Origin of the sequence: Blochmannia endosymbiont of Camponotus nipponensis (assembly GCF_009827135.1) — a bacterium.
Lineage (GTDB): Bacteria > Pseudomonadota > Gammaproteobacteria > Enterobacterales > Enterobacteriaceae > Blochmanniella.
Map to the genome: position 1 here is coordinate 274478 of NZ_CP046534.1, position 17469 is coordinate 291946.

A 17469-nucleotide genomic window follows, 5' to 3' on the forward strand; every position below is an offset into this window, starting at 1 on the left:
GATAATCAATGATTATTTAGATATATTTAAAATATTACTAATATAAAAATATTTGTCTTATAAAAACTTATAATACATGCAATTTATATATAGACGCATCATTACAAAACACACTTTTATTTATATAAAATTATATATGAAACACAATATCAGTACTTATTTATATATATACGCACGAATATTGCTTACATTACACATAAAATACAACAATATATTCCAATAAAATCAATAATAAAAATAATATTAACAATATTTAATACAATATCTTTTCAGCATAAAAGATACTTTTACGTTTTTGATATAATAATTTTATATAGATGAAATAAAATTAGCGAATTAATAATAAATACAAATAAATTATATTTTTATTACTAATATTTGACATGATTTTAATTCTGTTAAAATAAATCCAAAATTATTACTATTTAGTAATAATTATTATAATATTAAAAATATTTACGTACAATCAAACCCTCAAATACATTATAAATTGATCTCTGAATCTATAATTCATATAAATACATATCAATATAAACGTAACTTTAAAACTGAAAATATATAAAATATTAACAATAGTGATCTACAAAAATATTTATCTTTCCCTTACTAGCCAATAAAACTTTATTTAATGAATTATTTAATTATCCAACAAAATGCAGCTAATTTGTCGCCACAAATCACACTTAGCTTTAACATCACATTTTAATATTGATAATGATGGAGTACTTAAACATATACCATTAAAATTACTTAACTTTTCCATACCAATCCACCAACAATAAAAAAAATATTCTTCTGGAATAATTAGGGTTTTAATTTGATTAATAGTCAATACATATACTGATTTAATATTAATTCGCATAGCACGTATAACATCCTTAACAAAAAGATCATCTAACGATATCGAACAATCCGAAGATATCAGTAACAAACGTAGATGCCACCACAATTTAATTGAATTTTCATTATCTAAAACTATAGGGTATCGTAACTTCCAATATGTAATACCTAATTCCTGTAAAACCAAATTATATTGTTTGCTTCTATTATTAATACATATTTTCATTCACATTTAATGTATAGTTGTTGGTATAAACAATATAAATAACTTCATAAAAAATTACATTTACATATTCAAATTATATACATTGAAAAATTACTAATCTAACATGAAGTTATTTCATCAGATACATGTGTATTTTTGGAAAACATTCCATGATAACGCATATCATTGCGTGAAGACACGTTACCTAACAATTTTATATTTATTGGTTTATTTAAAATACACGCACGAGATAGCCGATCAAGTATTTTGCTACTATATAACCCTTTAGCTAACTCAATAGTAGCGTGAGAAGAAAATAATCGAATATCACCTATTTTATCATAACAAATATTATCAATTTTATTCAAAAGAACTCTGATAATATGACGTATTTTAATGCCATCATTATGTCCTACTGATATATGATAAACATTCATATTATCATCAGACATTCTAGATAATGTTCTATTTTTAATGCCTCTATTATTAGAAACACGATAATAATTTTGATGATTATTATTATTTATACGCATCTTACAAACCAATTTATTTTTAGTAATTGGATCCGGAGGTAACACCAATGGACGCTTACCTTGTGCTATTTTCAACAAAACGGCCGCTAAATTTTCTATTGTTAAGTCTTTTTTAGGTTTTATTTGAAGTAATAAGGATCGATATGCATCCAAATTATTATCAATATTTAATTGTTGTTCTACTTTATTGGTAAATTTAATTAAACGACAAGCAAGTAACGTTTTTACAGTAGGATATCGAACCTCTGGGATATTTAAATTTATTTTACGTTCAATATTTCGTAAAAAACGATGTTCTCTACGCTCTACAAACAACAAAGATTTTCCAATACGACCTGCTCTACCAGTTCTACCTATCCGATGTATATAAGCATCAGAATTTATTGGTATATCATAATTTATCACTAAACTAATACGATGCACATCTAATCCACGTGCAGCAACATCAGTAGCTATAAGAATATCTAATCGCCCATGCCTTAATCGATCTAACGTCTGGTATCGTACTGTTTGATCCATATCTCCATTTAAAGCTGCACTATTATGACCAAATTTCTCTAACATTTCAGAAATTTCTAATGTTGCATATTTAGTACGAACAAAAACAATAGCTGCGTCAAAATCTTCTGTTTCTAAAAAACGCATTAACGCTTCACGTTTATCTATTCCATGCACTAACCAATAATTTTGTCTAATATCAGCACATATATTAGTATTAGAGCGAATATATACCTCCTTTGGATTATGCATAAATCGATAACTTATATGACGAATATCCATAGGCAAAGTAGCAGAAAATAATGCTGTTTGACGTTTAATTGGAACATGTTTAATAATACGCTCTATATCATCAATAAAGCCCATACGCAACATCTCATCCGCTTCATCTATTACTAAGGTTTTTAATTTAGATAAATCAACAGTACCACGATTTAAATGATCTATTAATCTACCCGGAGTACTTACGATGATATGAGGCCCTTTATTTAAAGCACTCAATTGTATACTATAACTTTGTCCACCATATACCGTGACAACATTGATTTTTTTCATATATCTTGAAAAATTAGAACATACTTTCCCAATTTGAATTGCTAACTCTCGAGTAGGCGTGATAATCAAACCTTGAGAGAAAGAATTATTACAATCAATATGATGCAGTAACGGTAAAATAAATGCCGCAGTTTTTCCACTGCCTGTATGTGCCATCCCCAATACGTCATATCCAGCTAATAAATACGGAATACATTGAACCTGAATAGGTAAAGGTTTTTTATATCCAATATCATGTAAAACATGGACTATATGACGATTTAATCCTAAATCCACAAAAGAGTCTACGGGTTTCAACATCTATAGTTACCTCATTTTTAATAAATAATTTACTCCACACACTTGATATCAAAACTCTTCAAAAAATAATGTTTTCATGCAAACATACATATATTGTTCAATGCAAACACCATCATCATACGCACTATGTGCTATATGATAACTATGACCAAGTTAAAATTTGCTGTTGTTTGTTATAATTACATTAATACGAGCGTAAATACCACTGTTATAAAGGAGAAAATATCAATTTTGAAGTGTTATTAAATATCCATTATATATAAAAAAAGTATACATAATGATTCGTATAATTATGTATCATTAACTAAGTATTACTTGTTTCTTCAGTATCTATATTACTCTTATAATACATTGTAATTTTTATGTATAAAATTATCTATTACACGCTATTTTTGAATACATTACGTGTAATCATATTAAACTGAATTTTGCCTTATCCGATACCATACATTATCGAAATATAAATTAAATTATTATAAGTTTTAAAACAAAAACTGAATATATAAATCGTTATCAACCTACATAAACACTATAAATTACATATATACCATCCCATTTATACCAACCAAATATACTAAATAAATACCATTACATAAATAAATAATATTATGATGGTTTTATTCCCTTCATACTTAAACGAATGCGCCCCTGACGATCTATTTCTAATACTTTTACTAATACTTCTTGTCCTAATTGCAAGTAGTCAGTCACTTTATTTACTCTTCTATCAGAAATCTGAGAAATATGTACTAAACCTTCTTTTCCAGAAAGAATAGTAACAAATGCTCCAAATTCAACGATATGAGTAACTTTTCCAGTATAAATAGCTCCGATTTCAACATTTGCGGTAATATCATTAATTCTACGCATAGCATGCTTTGCTTTATCATAATCTAAAGCAACTATTTTTATGGTACCATCATCTTCAATATCAATAATAGTATTAGTTTCTTCAGTCAACGAACGAATAACCGACCCTCCTTTTCCTATCACATCTTTAATTTTATTTGGATTAACTTTAATACTATATATCCTTGGAGCAAATTTAGAAATTTCATTCCTGGGAAACTCAATAATCCGTTCCATAATATCCAATATTTGAAATCGAGCATGCTTTGCTTTTTTTAAAGCAATATCTATGATATCATAAGTGATGCCGTCTGTTTTAATATCCATTTGCAAAGCCGTAATACCCTGGCGACTACCGGATACTTTAAAATCCATATCTCCAATACGATCCTCGTCGCTAACAATATCAGATAGAACAACAAAATCACTTCCTTCCTTGATTAATCCCATAGCAACACCAGCAACCGCTTCTTTAATCGGAACTCCAGCATCCATTAATGCTAAAGATGTGCCACAAATAGATGCCATGGAAGATGATCCATTGGATTCAGTAATTTCTGATACTACACGTATTGTATAAGGAAACTCATTAGCATTAGGCATAACCGCTAACATACCACGTTTTGCTAAACGTCCATGTCCTATCTCTCTTCTTTTTGGCGCTCCTATAATACCTATTTCTCCTACACAATACGATGGAAAATTATAATGCAACAAAAATCTATCAACACGTGTCCCAGTTAATCCATCAACATTCTGTGCGTCACGTTCCGTGCCAAGTGTAACAGTAACTAACGCCTGGGTATCGCCTCTAGTAAATAACGCAGACCCATGAGTACGAGGTAATATACCTGTTCTTATATCTATACTCCGTATTGCGTCTTTTGAACGTCCGTCAACACGTAATTTATCATTTAAAATACGATAACGAATCGATTGAGATTCTAAACAATTCAGAATATATATTATTTCTTTTTCATCTACAATAGCATTATTATAGTTATTAAGAGCCGTTTTTACTATATCTTGTTTAATGCTATCGACTTGAGCATAACGTTCCTTCTTATCAAAAAAACAGTATATATCTTGTAAACGAGAGTCATATAATTCAGATAAATATGCCTTTAAAGACACATTAACTTCTGTTTCTTTCCAAAAAGACTTAGGTTTTCCAACCTCTTTAACTAATTTATTAATATTATGAATCACCGTTTGTTGTTGTTCATGTCCAAACACAATAGCATCCAATAGTTCTTTCTCACTCAACACACATGATTCCGATTCCACCATCAAAACATTAGATTCAGTACCTGAAATAATCAGATCTAACTTGCTATTAGACAACTCTGTCGTTGTTGGGTTTAATACGTATTTGTTTTTAATATAACCCACTCTAGCTGCTCCAATTGGACCAAAAAATGGAATATCAGATAAACTTAACGCAGCAGATACTCCTATTATCGCTACAATATCTGGATGAACTTGAGGATTTACTGAAATTACTGTAGCAACTACTTGTACATCATTAACAAATCCTTTAGGAAACAACGGCCTAATAGGACGATCGATTAAACGAGACGTTAATATTTCATTTTCACTGGGACGCCCTTCTCTACGAAAAAAACCTCCCGGAAACTTCCCAGCAGCATAAGTACGTTCCTGATAATTTACAACAAGAGGGAAAAAATCTTGTTCTAATCTCACTTGATTAGAACTAACTACTGTCACCAATACTGTAGTATCACCCATACTCACCATAACTGCAGCATTTGCTTGACGAGCTATAGTTCCAACATCTAAAACTACAGTATATTCTCCATATTTAAACTTATGAATAATCGGATTTAACAAAATAACATCCTTTTTTTATATTTAAAATATAATCTTCAAAATATTGAAACAAACATATATAATTAGTTTATAAACATTTTTATTACATTTTTATTTTACAATTATAATTACAAAAACATCGTGTTTATTAGACATAAAATTAAAAAGTCTTATTTTAACATTATGTTTAGCGATCTCTCGATACACAAAGCACTGCCATAACATTTTAACCAAATCACACATTCCAATTAATGACGTAATCCTAAATTTCGTATCAAATTAGTATAACGCAGCACATTATTTTTTCTTAAATATTTCAACAACCTTCGTCTACGAGCGACCATTATAAGTAGTCCACGACGACTGTGATAATCTTTTTTATGTTTTAAAAAATGATGTTTCAAATAATCAATGCGTCCAGTTAGTAGCGCAACCTGTACCTCAGTAGAACCAGTATCTTTAATGTTACGACCAAATATAGAAACTATTTCTGTTGTTTTTCCAGCACTCCAAGACATGCAAAACACCTTTTTATTTATAAAAACCTATATTAAATTTAAAAAAATTAATTATATTAAACACTTAAGCTAAATAACATACCGAAATTAATATTCCACTATTTATTTTATCTCCCATCTAATTTAAGAATAAATTAAGTAATAACAAAAATATATTTCTAAAAAACATCTCCTTTCTAATCTGATACACATACAAATAACACCACATATAATACATTTATATACATAAATGTATTCATAAATGCATTTATTAAAATATATTTTTAATAATTTAATTTAATGAATAACGTATATATAATAATTTTTAACATTGCTTATTAGCTATATTAATACAATTACTTTTAATTGTACTCATTGATATCAATAATGCATCTAACTGACAAAATACCTCTGAATCATCAAAAAAATCATTATAAAAAATAGATTCCAATGTTGTCATATTTATCATAGAAGAAGAAATATACTTTCCTATTGATAAACGACGCAACGCTACAACATGCGCTCCACAACCCAAATATTCCCCAATATCATTTACCATACTACGAATATAAGTTCCTTTAGAACAATGAACATTTAATTCAATAGCATTTTCTGTTTTCTTAAGAATACTCAGATCATATATACGCACTGACCTAGGTTTTCTAGGAACATTTATTCCCTTCCTAGCGTATTTGTATAAAGGCAATCCACGATATTTTAATGATGAAAACATAGGAGGAATCTGATTCATTACCCCCTTAAAATGTTCTAAACATTGTGCTAATTTTTTATCATTTAACTTAGTTGCGGATGATACACGAACAATCGCCCCATCTGCATCAAAAGTATCAGTGCTTATTCCTAATTGAGCAACTACTTGATATCGTTTATCGGAATGTAAGAAATACTTTGCAAATTTAGTCGCCTCCCCAAAACAAACAAGAAGCATTCCCGTTGCTAACGGATCTAAAGTACCAGCATGTCCTATTTTATTAGCGCTAAATAACTGTTTAATTTTGTTTAATACAAAACTAGAAGATATTCCTTTAGGCTTATCTAACAACAAAATACCGCTAATATCTCTACTTTCTTTATTCTTATATCGTTGCACTAAGGATCCCAACGCCTTAATTTATTTTTTCTATATCAACGGTTGATGTAGCGGTGATTAAACTACATATCTTTGTGCCTTTTATTAATGAAGAATCATGCTTAAACAACAATATAGGCACTATACGTAAACACGTAGCATTAGCTAATAAAAAACGAATAAACCGTGAGGCACGCTGTAATACTGCAATGGCAGAATTTATTTCCTCCGGACTATCTTTATTAATAAAAGTCACGAAAACATTAGCATTTTTTAAATCTTTAGATACCTGAACACCCGAAATAGTGGGCATGCCTACACGAAGATCATCGATCTTATGCTGTAAGATAAGAGAAATTTTTTTATGTATTTCCTGAGAAACACGCTGAGTACGATAACTATGTTGAAAATACATTTCTTTTACCTTTATGAAAAATATATATGACACATATAAATAATAAATACCCTAATCAAATAATATAATAATGCTAGATACCTAAATTAAAAAATTATACATAAGAAATTCCTATAACATCAAATACTTCAATCATATCTCCAGAATGAATATCGTTATAATTTTTTATGCTAATACCACATTCTATTCCCCTGCGTACTTCATTAACATCATCTTTGAAACGACGCAACGATTCTAATTCCCCTTCATACACGACTACATTATCTCGGATAACCCTAATTTTTCTATCACGCCTGATCATTCCCTCAACAACTATACAACCAGCAATATTTCCATATTTTGGCAAACAAAATACATTTCGTACTTCTGCTAAACCAATAATTTCATGTTTATATTGTGGCGCTAACATACCATGCATCGCTTGTTTTACTTCATTTATTAAGTCATAAATCACTGAATAATAACGCACATCTAATCTATCCAACTCAATTGTACGCCGCGCAGAAAGATCTGCTCTAACATTAAATCCTAAAATCACCGCATTAGAAGCTGCTGCTAATGCAACATCAGTTTCAGTAATACCACCAATAGACGAAGACAAAATTTTTATTGTTACACCATCAGTTGATAAATTTTCTAAAGATTGACGAATAGCTTCAGAGGAACCTTGTGTATCAGATTTCACAATTATATTTAATTCAGGAACCACGCTGCCACCAGTGCTCTTAATATTAGCAAAAATACTTTCTACATTAGGCTCTTTGTAACGCGCTAACTTTACCTCACGAAATTTTCCTTGACGATACATAGCTACCTCTCGAGCTTTTTTTTCATTGCGCACTACAATCACCATTTCTCCAGAAGCCGGAGTTCCTGATAAACCGAATAACTCTACCGGAATGGATGGACCAGCTGAATTAATCTCATGACCAAATTCATCACGCATAGCACGTACACGCCCATATTCTGTACCACATAAAATTATATCACCACATTTGAGCGTACCTTCACGAACCAATACTGAAACTACAGGGCCACGTCCTTTATCTAAAAAAGACTCAATAACTACAGCACTTGCCATACCATTTCGTATGACTTTCAGTTCCAATATTTCTGACTGTAATAAAATAGAATCTAATAAATTATCTATTCCTTCACCTGAAGTAGCAGAAACATTTACGAATTGTACATCACCACCCCATTCTTCTGGAACAATACCATGATTATTAAGATCATTTTTTATTCGTTCAGGATTAGCTTCTGATTTATCAATTTTATTTACTGCCACCACTACAGGAACATTAGCAGACTTAACATGCTGTATTGCTTCAATAGTTTGAGGCATTACCCCATCATCAGCAGCTACTACTAACACTACAATATCCGTCAACTGTACTCCACGTGCACGCATCGCAGTAAATGCCGCATGTCCTGGAGTATCAAGAAAAGTAATCATGCCATTATTAGTGTTTACATGGTATGCACCTATACTTTGAGTAATACCTCCTATCTCAGAAGACGCTATTTTAGTAGAACGAATACGATCAAGAAGAGAAGTTTTTCCATGATCTACATGACCCATAATAGTAACTATTGGTGCTCTGCTTTCAACCATAGCCCCGCAACTCGTTGCATCAATATCTCGATCATGCATAATCAGTTCTTCTAGTTTGTTCTCATTACGTAAAATAGCATTATGCCCCATTTCTTCTACTACCAACTGAGCAGTTTCTTGATCGATAATTTGATTAACAGTTACTATTATACCTAATTGCATCATCACTTTAATAACATGCGTACTTTTTATTGACATCTTATTGGCTAATTCAACCACACTTATAGTTTTTCCAATAACAATATTCCGAGTAACTGTTTGAATAGGTTTATTAAAAACTTGCAATAATGCACTTTGTTTACGTTTGTTTTTACTTGTACGATTTGGAATACACAACTCTTCTTTACTAAAATCATCTGGTATAATCTCATAGAAACGATGGTTATTACTCCTTTTATGCTGTTTAGCTAATTTCCCACCACTTCGATATCGTGTATGTACACGAGAGCGATGCCTTCTTTCGTTTTCTAATTTTTGATTATGGTTCTTTTCTATCGCAACGGTCCCACGATGTAATTTATCGTTATGACGGCCTTCCAAACTAGAAGAAATTATATTTGTGTTCAAATCAACACGCCAATGATTCTCAGATCTATTTTTAAATAACTTCATTTCATCCGATGCTTTTGAATATTTTTCTTCACTTTTACGAGATACTTTGTTTGTTACTTTTTCTTTGAATCCCGCTGACTCAGAACAACGATTATTTTTTTTAGAAATTTGCGTTAATAATAATGAACTTGCAGTATCATCTATTTTTTTATTCACTAATTTACTCTTTACAGTTACATCAGACACTGCTCGATTAACATTAGACACCATTTTATTTTTCACATCATTTAAATCTGTCTCTTGTAAAGTAGATTGTATATATGTAAGTTTCTTTCGTATCTCTATTTGTACTTGTTTATTTTTACCACCGATACTAGATACACTCAAAACACTACGCGTTTTTCGTCGTAGTGTTAATTTATTAGATATACCACTTTTATTATAATTCATATACTTAAAAAAAATTTCTTTTTCTATTTTAGTTACAATACCCGTTTCTTTTTTAACAATACCAAGATATGAAAACCACTGTATTAATTGATCCACTGACATCTTCGTTTTTACAGCAAATAATTGCATGGTTATATCTGTCATGGCTTTCCTTAATTATTATTACAATAATATCAACGTTTGTTATCATTATTAAACCAACAAATATTACGAGCTTCCATAATTAATTCTCCAGTTTTTTCTTTAGTTAATCCTTCGATGTCAGAAAGACCTGAAATATCTTGTTCCGCTAAATCTTCCAAAGTAGAAATACCACGTGCAACTAACTTTAATGCTAATTCATATTCCATATTAGATAATCTCAATAATCCTGTTACAGGATTAATAACGGCAGCAGTATGATTATACTCAATATCTTCTTTATTATGAGTCACAGAAAAATTTCTTAAAGCACCTTTCGCGCGAGCCCTAATAATTTCCACTGTTTTTTTATCTAATTCTTTTATCGACAACAGTTCTGTTATAGGTACATAAGCCAATTCTTCAAGCGAGGAAAATCCTGAATCAATCAATATCTTAGCAAATTGCTCACTAATATTTAAAGTATGAACAAAAACATTGGTCACAGTACATATTTCAACTTGACGTTTCTTTTCTAACTCATCTACAGTCATAATATTCAATTCCCAACCACTTAATTGCGAGACTAAACGAATATTTTGACCATTTCGTCCAATAGCCTGAGCTAAATTAGATTCCTCTACTGAAATATCCATAGTATGCTTATCTTCATCTATCACAATGGATGCAACATCAGCGGGAGACATAGCATTAATAACAAATTGTACAGGATTATCATCCCATAACACAACATCCACACGTTCCCCTCCCAATTCACTAGAAACAGCCTGAACACGCGCCCCTCGCATTCCCACACACGCTCCTACTGGATCAATACGTTTATCATTTGTTTTAACAGCAATTTTTGCTCGTGAACCGGGATCTCGAGCGGCAGCTTTAATAGTGATTAATTCTTCCCCAATTTCAGGTACTTCGATACGAAACAATTCAATTAACATTTCAATCCTAGCACGACTGATCAGTAATTGAGGACCTTTAAAATCTGGGCGCACCGTGCACAGTATACCACGTACTCTATCTCCCAATCTAAAATTTTCACGCGGCAACATTTCGTCCCTATTAATAATTCCTTCGGCATTGTTTCCTAAGTCTATGTTAATACTATCTCTATTAATTTTCTTTACTATACCTGTAACAATTTCACCTTGACGCCCTAAAAACTGTTCTATAATAATCGCACGTTCAGCTTCACGTATCTTTTGAACAATAACTTGTTTTGCAGTTTGAGTCGTAATACGATCAAAACTAACAGATTCGATAACATCTTCAACATAATCACAAATTTTAACTTCTGGATTTTCAAACCGAGCAGCATCCAATGTAATCTCTTTAGTAGGTTGAGTCACTTGCTCCACTACAACCCACCTTCGAAAGGTTTTAATTTGACCTGATTTACGATCAATTACAACACGTACTTCAATATCTTGTTCATATTTCTTTTTCGTAGCAGCAGACAATGCAGTTTCTAATGCATCAAAAACCTTTTCTTGAGGTACAGCTTTCTCGTTAGAAACCGCCTCTATAACAGCCAGAATCTCTTTGTTCATCCCAGTTGTCTCAAAATAAGATATTTCTTCTTAACAGCTACATAAACAACTATTAATATTCCATTAAATTTTTAAAAAATGACACTTCCTCATTTATTCACATCTGAATTACAATATTACAACACCCAACAATGCAATTATAAAAAACTATAATAAAGCACCGATATACCCCCAAGTTTATTATCCCTTTTACATCAAATAATATTGAAACACAAAAAAATTCCTCTTAATATTACCAAAATTAAAAAATCTTAAGCAATTGTTATACACGATAATTATCTAAATTATCTATTTTTTTTTAGATACACTATCAATATTAAAACTAATCTATCAATATTGCCAAATACCAACATTTACCATAACTAATGTTCATAAATTATACCACTTACTGTATAACATCAACATACTTTCTTTTATTCACATATTACAACAATATAGGACTCAATAAATACAAAACGTCTACTATTGTCGCTTCAGGGCATAAACAAAAACCTAATTATTTAACACGGTTGCGGGGGTCGGATTTGAACCAACGACCTTCGGGTTATGAGCCCGACGAGCTACCATACTGCTCCACCCCGCGGTTGTATTGAAATAAAAAATGATTGTACACTATTTAACTCTAAAAAAGCAAACTATTTATGTAATAAAACAATACCGAGGACGGGACTTGAACCCGTAATCTCAAATAAGAGAACTACCCCCTCAAAGTAGCGTGTCTACCCGTTCCACCACCTCGGTCATTGATGATCACCAATGAATGATATGTATCAGAACATAATCTTATTTATTTTTAAATTGATTATTTTGCATACTGGTTTGCATGTGTTTTTGATTTTGTTTACTATTAATATTTCCTAATAACAAACTAAATAAAAAAAATAATATGGCTAAAATTACTATTAAACATGTTACACCATCATTCAAACCTCTTGAATTTAACATATCTCCTAAAGAATAACTGCTAAACATTCCTCCTGAATCATTGTCCTTATTTTGCTGTAACATAATCAACGTAATTAACGCTACTGCTATAATTAAAAATATAACCAAAAAAAATTGATACATTGCATTATATCTTCCTTATATAAATATATACTATTACCGTTAAAAATATCTACATTCACTAAAATTGAACTGAAATTCTTTTCATATAATATTAATTATATAACTAACTGGTATCATAATTGAATAATACATACTAAATATTCACACTCAATTACTATTGTACCGATTTGATTTCCGCCCTTATCACAGAAGCAATCCTATTCGCTAAATATAATATTTTATTATAACATTTGCCTTCTACCATAATACGAATATATGGCTCAGTACCAGACCGACGTAACAACACACGTCCTTGTTCAGATAACTCTTGTTCCACTGCTTTAATTTCTTTTATCACCAAATCAGATACTAAAGGATTATGAACACCGGAACAATATACATTCACTAAAATTTGAGGCAATAAACACATATCGTTACATAATTCATACAAACTTACACAATTGTTTACCATAGCTGATAATATTTGAAGGGCAACAATAATACCATCCCCCGTAGTAGTTTTATCTAAAAGAACAATATGACCAGAATTCTCACCACCAATATACCAACCTTTTTTTTTTAACATCGCAAGCACACAACGATCACCGATATTAGCACGGGTAAAAGGAATATTTAACTGTTTTAATGCTGACACCAGTCCCATATTACTCATGAGAGTTCCTACGATACCCCCCGTTAATTGTCGACAATACAATTTTTCTCGAGCAATAATATACAACATTTGATCACCATCTACTTTATTTCCAAAATGATCCACCATAATTACTCTGTCGCCATCTCCATCATAAGCAATACCTAAATCTGCTTTTTTTTCTAACACCTGAGCACGTAACTGCCGAATATCTGTCGCACCGCATTCTTTATTAATATTTACTCCGTTGGGGCAACACGAAATCGTAGTTACATCAGCCCCTAACTCACGAAATACACTCGGAGCAACATGATAAGTAGCTCCATTAGCACAATCTACAATTATTTTTAATTTCATTAAACTAAGATGAGAAGGAAAAGTCCCTTTACAAAATTCTATATAACGACCAGCAGCATCACCAATACGACTAGCTTTTCCTAATTCCTTTGGCTCAACACATGTCAAACATTTATCTAATTCTATTTCTATAGAATGTTCTACTTCACTATCTAATTTAGTACCTTTAATAGAAAAAAACTTAATACCATTATCATAAAAAGGATTATGCGAAGCAGAAATTACAATACCAGCTTCAGCTCTAAAAGCACGAGTTAAATATGCAATAGCTGGAGTAGGCATGGGACCAGTTAATGCCGCAGATAAACCAGCAGCAGCTAATCCTGACTCCAATGCTGATTCTAACATATATCCAGAAATACGAGTATCTTTGCCAATAATAATATGATCAGATCTCCCGCTACTAAAACGACTTAATACCTTTCCAGCGGCCCAACCAAGTTTTAAAATAAAATCTGGAGTAATTGGAATTCTCCCAACTCTACCTCTAATACCATCAGTACCAAAGTATTTGTGGCGATTCATATTAGTCCTTTTCCTTATTTTTTTGCTGTTTCAACATAGTTTGAACAACATTTAATGCTTCTGCTGTTTCCTTGACATCATGCACACGAATAATTTGCACACCTTGCATAGCTGCAATCACTGCGCAAGCAATACTACCTATCAATCTCTGTTGAGGATTATCATGATTACAACTAATATTAAGCATAGATTTACGTGATATACCTACTAATAAAGGTACACCAAAATGATGAAAATATTTCAAATTAGCCAATAATTGATAATTATGTGTTAAATTTTTCCCAAAACCAAAACCAGGATCAAGTAATAATCTATCTTTGCTAATACCCGCTGATTCAAAACGCACAATTTGTTGCTTAAAATACTCATTTACCTCAATTATAATATTAGAGTATGTAGGAAAATTTTGCATAGTTTTAGGTTGGCCTTGCATATGCATTAAACACACTGGTAATCGACAATATAATGCGGCTTGCATAGCCCCTTCATTGGTAAGAGAACGTACATCATTGATCAAATGAGCACCAATAACTGCACTTTCACGTATTATTAATGCTGATGACGTATTTATTGAAATAAAAATATCGAAACGTTGTGCTATAGCGCGTACTACAGGTATAACACGTTCTGCTTCTTCTTCATCAGTAATAATATCAGCTCCAGGTCGTGTTGATTCTCCTCCAACATCAATGAAAGTAGCACCATAAGTAATCATAGCAAATGCATGATCAATTGCTTTAGAAAGAGTACAATATCTCCCTCCATCAAAAAAAGAATCAGGAGAAACGTTCAAAATACCCATAATTTGAACTTCGGAAAGATCTAAAGTACGTTTATTTGTAACTAACAACATAACAATATCAAAAAATCTCCAAGTACTATTTAAAATTCATTTATATCATTTAGTTTATATAAGAATACAAAATATTATTTAATATTTACAACAATATTAATTTTCTATTTCCGTATTAAAATCATTATATATTATTGTGATGCAGCGTCAGGATTATCATTATAAGATTCTCTATCTACTGATTTAGGCTCCTTTTCAGAAGACACACAAACATCCTCCTTATTATCATCAGCATCAGATGTATTGTTTGCCCACCCATCTGGAGGCTGCACTGATTTTCTATTCATTAAATCATTTATCTGGGACGCATTGATTGTTTCGTATTTTATTAATGCATCTTTCATAGCATGAAGAATATCGACATTTTCTATTAAAAGCTTATGAGCACGAATATAATTTCTTTCAATTAAAAATTTAATTTCCTGATCGATAATACGAGCAGTGTCATCAGACATATGTTTTGCTTTCGCTACTGAACGTCCAAGAAAAATTTCTCCTTCTTCTTCCGCATACAATAACGGCCCAAGTTTTTCTGAAAATCCCCATTGCGTTACCATATTTCGAGCAATGGAAGTAGCTACTTTAATATCATTAGATGCGCCGGTTGATACTTTATTCGCTCCATAAATTATTTCTTCAGCCAGCCTACCTCCATATAATGTAGAAATTTGGCTTTCTAATTTTTGACGACTCGTACTAATTGCATCACCTTCTGGCAAAAAAAATGTTACACCTAAAGCACGTCCTCTAGGGATTATAGTTACTTTATGTACTGGATCATGCTCCGGTACTAATCTACCAATAATAGCATGCCCCGCTTCATGATAAGCTGTAGATTCTTTTTGAGCATCCGTCATCACCATAGAACGACGTTCTGCACCCATTACAATCTTATCTTTAGCTTTTTCAAATTCTAGCATAGACACCATGTTTTTACTATCGCGGGCGGCGAACAATGCTGCCTCATTTATAAGATTGGCTAAATCCGCTCCTGAAAATCCCGGTGTACCTCGCGCAATCACTAATATATCTACATCTGATGACAGCGGAACACGACTAATATGTACTTGTAAAATTTGTTCTCGTCCCCTAATATCTGGTAATCCTACAACTACTTGACGATCAAATCTTCCTGGTCTCAATAAAGCTGGGTCTAACACATCTGGGCGATTAGTGGCAGCTATAACAATAATACCTTCATTTCCTTCAAATCCATCCATCTCTACCAACATCTGATTCAAAGTTTGTTCACGTTCATCATGCCCTCCTCCTAAACCTGCTCCCCTTTGGCGACCAACTGCATCAATTTCATCGATAAAAATAATACATGGTGCTGCTTTCTTAGCTTGTTCAAACATATCCCTCACACGAGATGCTCCAACTCCAACAAACATTTCTACAAAATCAGAACCTGAAATAGTAAAAAATGGAACTTTTGCTTCTCCAGCAATTGCTTTTGCTAATAGTGTTTTACCAGTACCAGGAGGCCCTACCATTAATACTCCTTTTGGAATTTTCCCTCCTAATTTCTGAAATCTACTAGGTTCACGCAAATAATCTACTAATTCTTTTACTTCTTCTTTTGCTTCATCACATCCTGCCACATCTGCAAAAGTGGTTTTTATTTGATCTTCAGTAAGCATACGTGCTTTACTTTTACCAAAAGACATCGCTCCTTTACCACCTCCTTGCATTTGACGCATAAAGAACACCCACACTCCAATCAATAATAACATTGGAAACCAAGAAATAAAAATAGATGTAATTAAACTAGGCTCTTCTGGAGGCTCCCCAACTACTTTAACTTTTTTAGTTAAAAGAATATCAAGCAACTTCGGATCATTTACTGGAATATAAGTAATATAACGATTACTATCTTTCTTGATAACTACAATCTCACGACCATTAATACGAGCTTCTTTAACTTGATCTTGGTTTAAATCATACATAAAAGTAGAATAGTCCAATTTGCGACTACCTGAGTCACTAGGTCCAAAACTTTGAAATAAAGACATCAAAACTACTGCAATAACTAACCAAAGACCCAAATTTTTTGCCATATCACTCAAAAGATTAACCTCGCATTACAACAAAATTTGAAAACTTTAAAACATCTGC

The 17469-nt window shown here is 31.7% G+C and carries 12 protein-coding genes and 2 tRNA genes; all 14 read right to left on the minus strand.

Features of this window, described 5'->3' with window-relative positions; translation table 11 throughout:
- Positions 1–637: 637 nt before the first annotated feature.
- The 14 genes from GN161_RS01170 to ftsH all read right to left on the minus strand — a co-directional run bounded on the left by GN161_RS01170 (position 638) and on the right by ftsH (position 17411).
- Entirely contained in the window at positions 638–1027 is a 390-nt protein-coding gene (locus GN161_RS01170; protein WP_236840112.1) for a DNA polymerase III subunit psi, read from the minus strand.
- A gap of 137 nt (positions 1028–1164) precedes the next feature.
- Positions 1165–2931 (minus strand): DEAD/DEAH box helicase, encoded by a 1767-nt coding sequence (locus GN161_RS01175; protein WP_159714815.1) that lies wholly within the window; start codon positions 2929–2931, stop codon positions 1165–1167.
- 606 nt (positions 2932–3537) lie between these two features.
- Positions 3538–5631: a polyribonucleotide nucleotidyltransferase gene (pnp, locus tag GN161_RS01180; RefSeq protein ID WP_159714817.1), complete on the minus strand. Its 2094-nt coding sequence runs from the start codon at positions 5629–5631 to the stop codon at positions 3538–3540.
- Between the two features lie 227 nt (positions 5632–5858).
- Positions 5859–6128 (minus strand): 30S ribosomal protein S15, encoded by a 270-nt coding sequence (gene rpsO / locus GN161_RS01185; protein ID WP_159714819.1) that lies wholly within the window; start codon positions 6126–6128, stop codon positions 5859–5861.
- A gap of 304 nt (positions 6129–6432) precedes the next feature.
- Positions 6433–7218 (minus strand): tRNA pseudouridine(55) synthase TruB, encoded by a 786-nt coding sequence (gene truB / locus GN161_RS01190; RefSeq protein ID WP_159714821.1) that lies wholly within the window; start codon positions 7216–7218, stop codon positions 6433–6435.
- Between the two features lie 16 nt (positions 7219–7234).
- The gene (gene rbfA, locus GN161_RS01195; RefSeq protein WP_159714823.1) at positions 7235–7612 is read right to left on the minus strand and encodes a 30S ribosome-binding factor RbfA; all 378 of its coding nucleotides are present in this window, start codon (positions 7610–7612) and stop codon (positions 7235–7237) included.
- 94 nt (positions 7613–7706) lie between these two features.
- Complete coding sequence (gene infB / locus GN161_RS01200) at positions 7707–10373, minus strand: translation initiation factor IF-2 (RefSeq protein WP_159714825.1); 2667 nt, start codon at positions 10371–10373, stop codon at positions 7707–7709.
- A 29-nt stretch (positions 10374–10402) separates the two neighbouring features.
- On the minus strand, positions 10403–11917 hold the full coding sequence (gene nusA / locus GN161_RS01205; protein ID WP_159714827.1) for a transcription termination factor NusA: 1515 nt from the start codon (positions 11915–11917) through the stop codon (positions 10403–10405).
- Positions 11918–12426: 509 nt separating this feature from the next.
- Positions 12427–12500, minus strand: a tRNA-Met gene (locus GN161_RS01210).
- A 72-nt stretch (positions 12501–12572) separates the two neighbouring features.
- Positions 12573–12658 (minus strand) — tRNA-Leu (locus GN161_RS01215).
- A 42-nt stretch (positions 12659–12700) separates the two neighbouring features.
- Positions 12701–12985, minus strand: a complete 285-nt coding sequence (secG, locus tag GN161_RS01220; RefSeq protein ID WP_159714829.1) for a preprotein translocase subunit SecG — start codon at positions 12983–12985, stop codon at positions 12701–12703.
- Between the two features lie 154 nt (positions 12986–13139).
- Positions 13140–14498 (minus strand): phosphoglucosamine mutase, encoded by a 1359-nt coding sequence (gene glmM, locus GN161_RS01225; protein ID WP_159714831.1) that lies wholly within the window; start codon positions 14496–14498, stop codon positions 13140–13142.
- A gap of 1 nt (position 14499) precedes the next feature.
- The gene (gene folP, locus GN161_RS01230; RefSeq protein ID WP_159714833.1) at positions 14500–15351 is read right to left on the minus strand and encodes a dihydropteroate synthase; all 852 of its coding nucleotides are present in this window, start codon (positions 15349–15351) and stop codon (positions 14500–14502) included.
- A 131-nt stretch (positions 15352–15482) separates the two neighbouring features.
- A complete protein-coding gene (ftsH, locus tag GN161_RS01235; protein WP_159714835.1) occupies positions 15483–17411 on the minus strand; it encodes an ATP-dependent zinc metalloprotease FtsH in 1929 nt (642 codons plus the stop codon).
- Positions 17412–17469 lie beyond the last annotated feature (58 nt).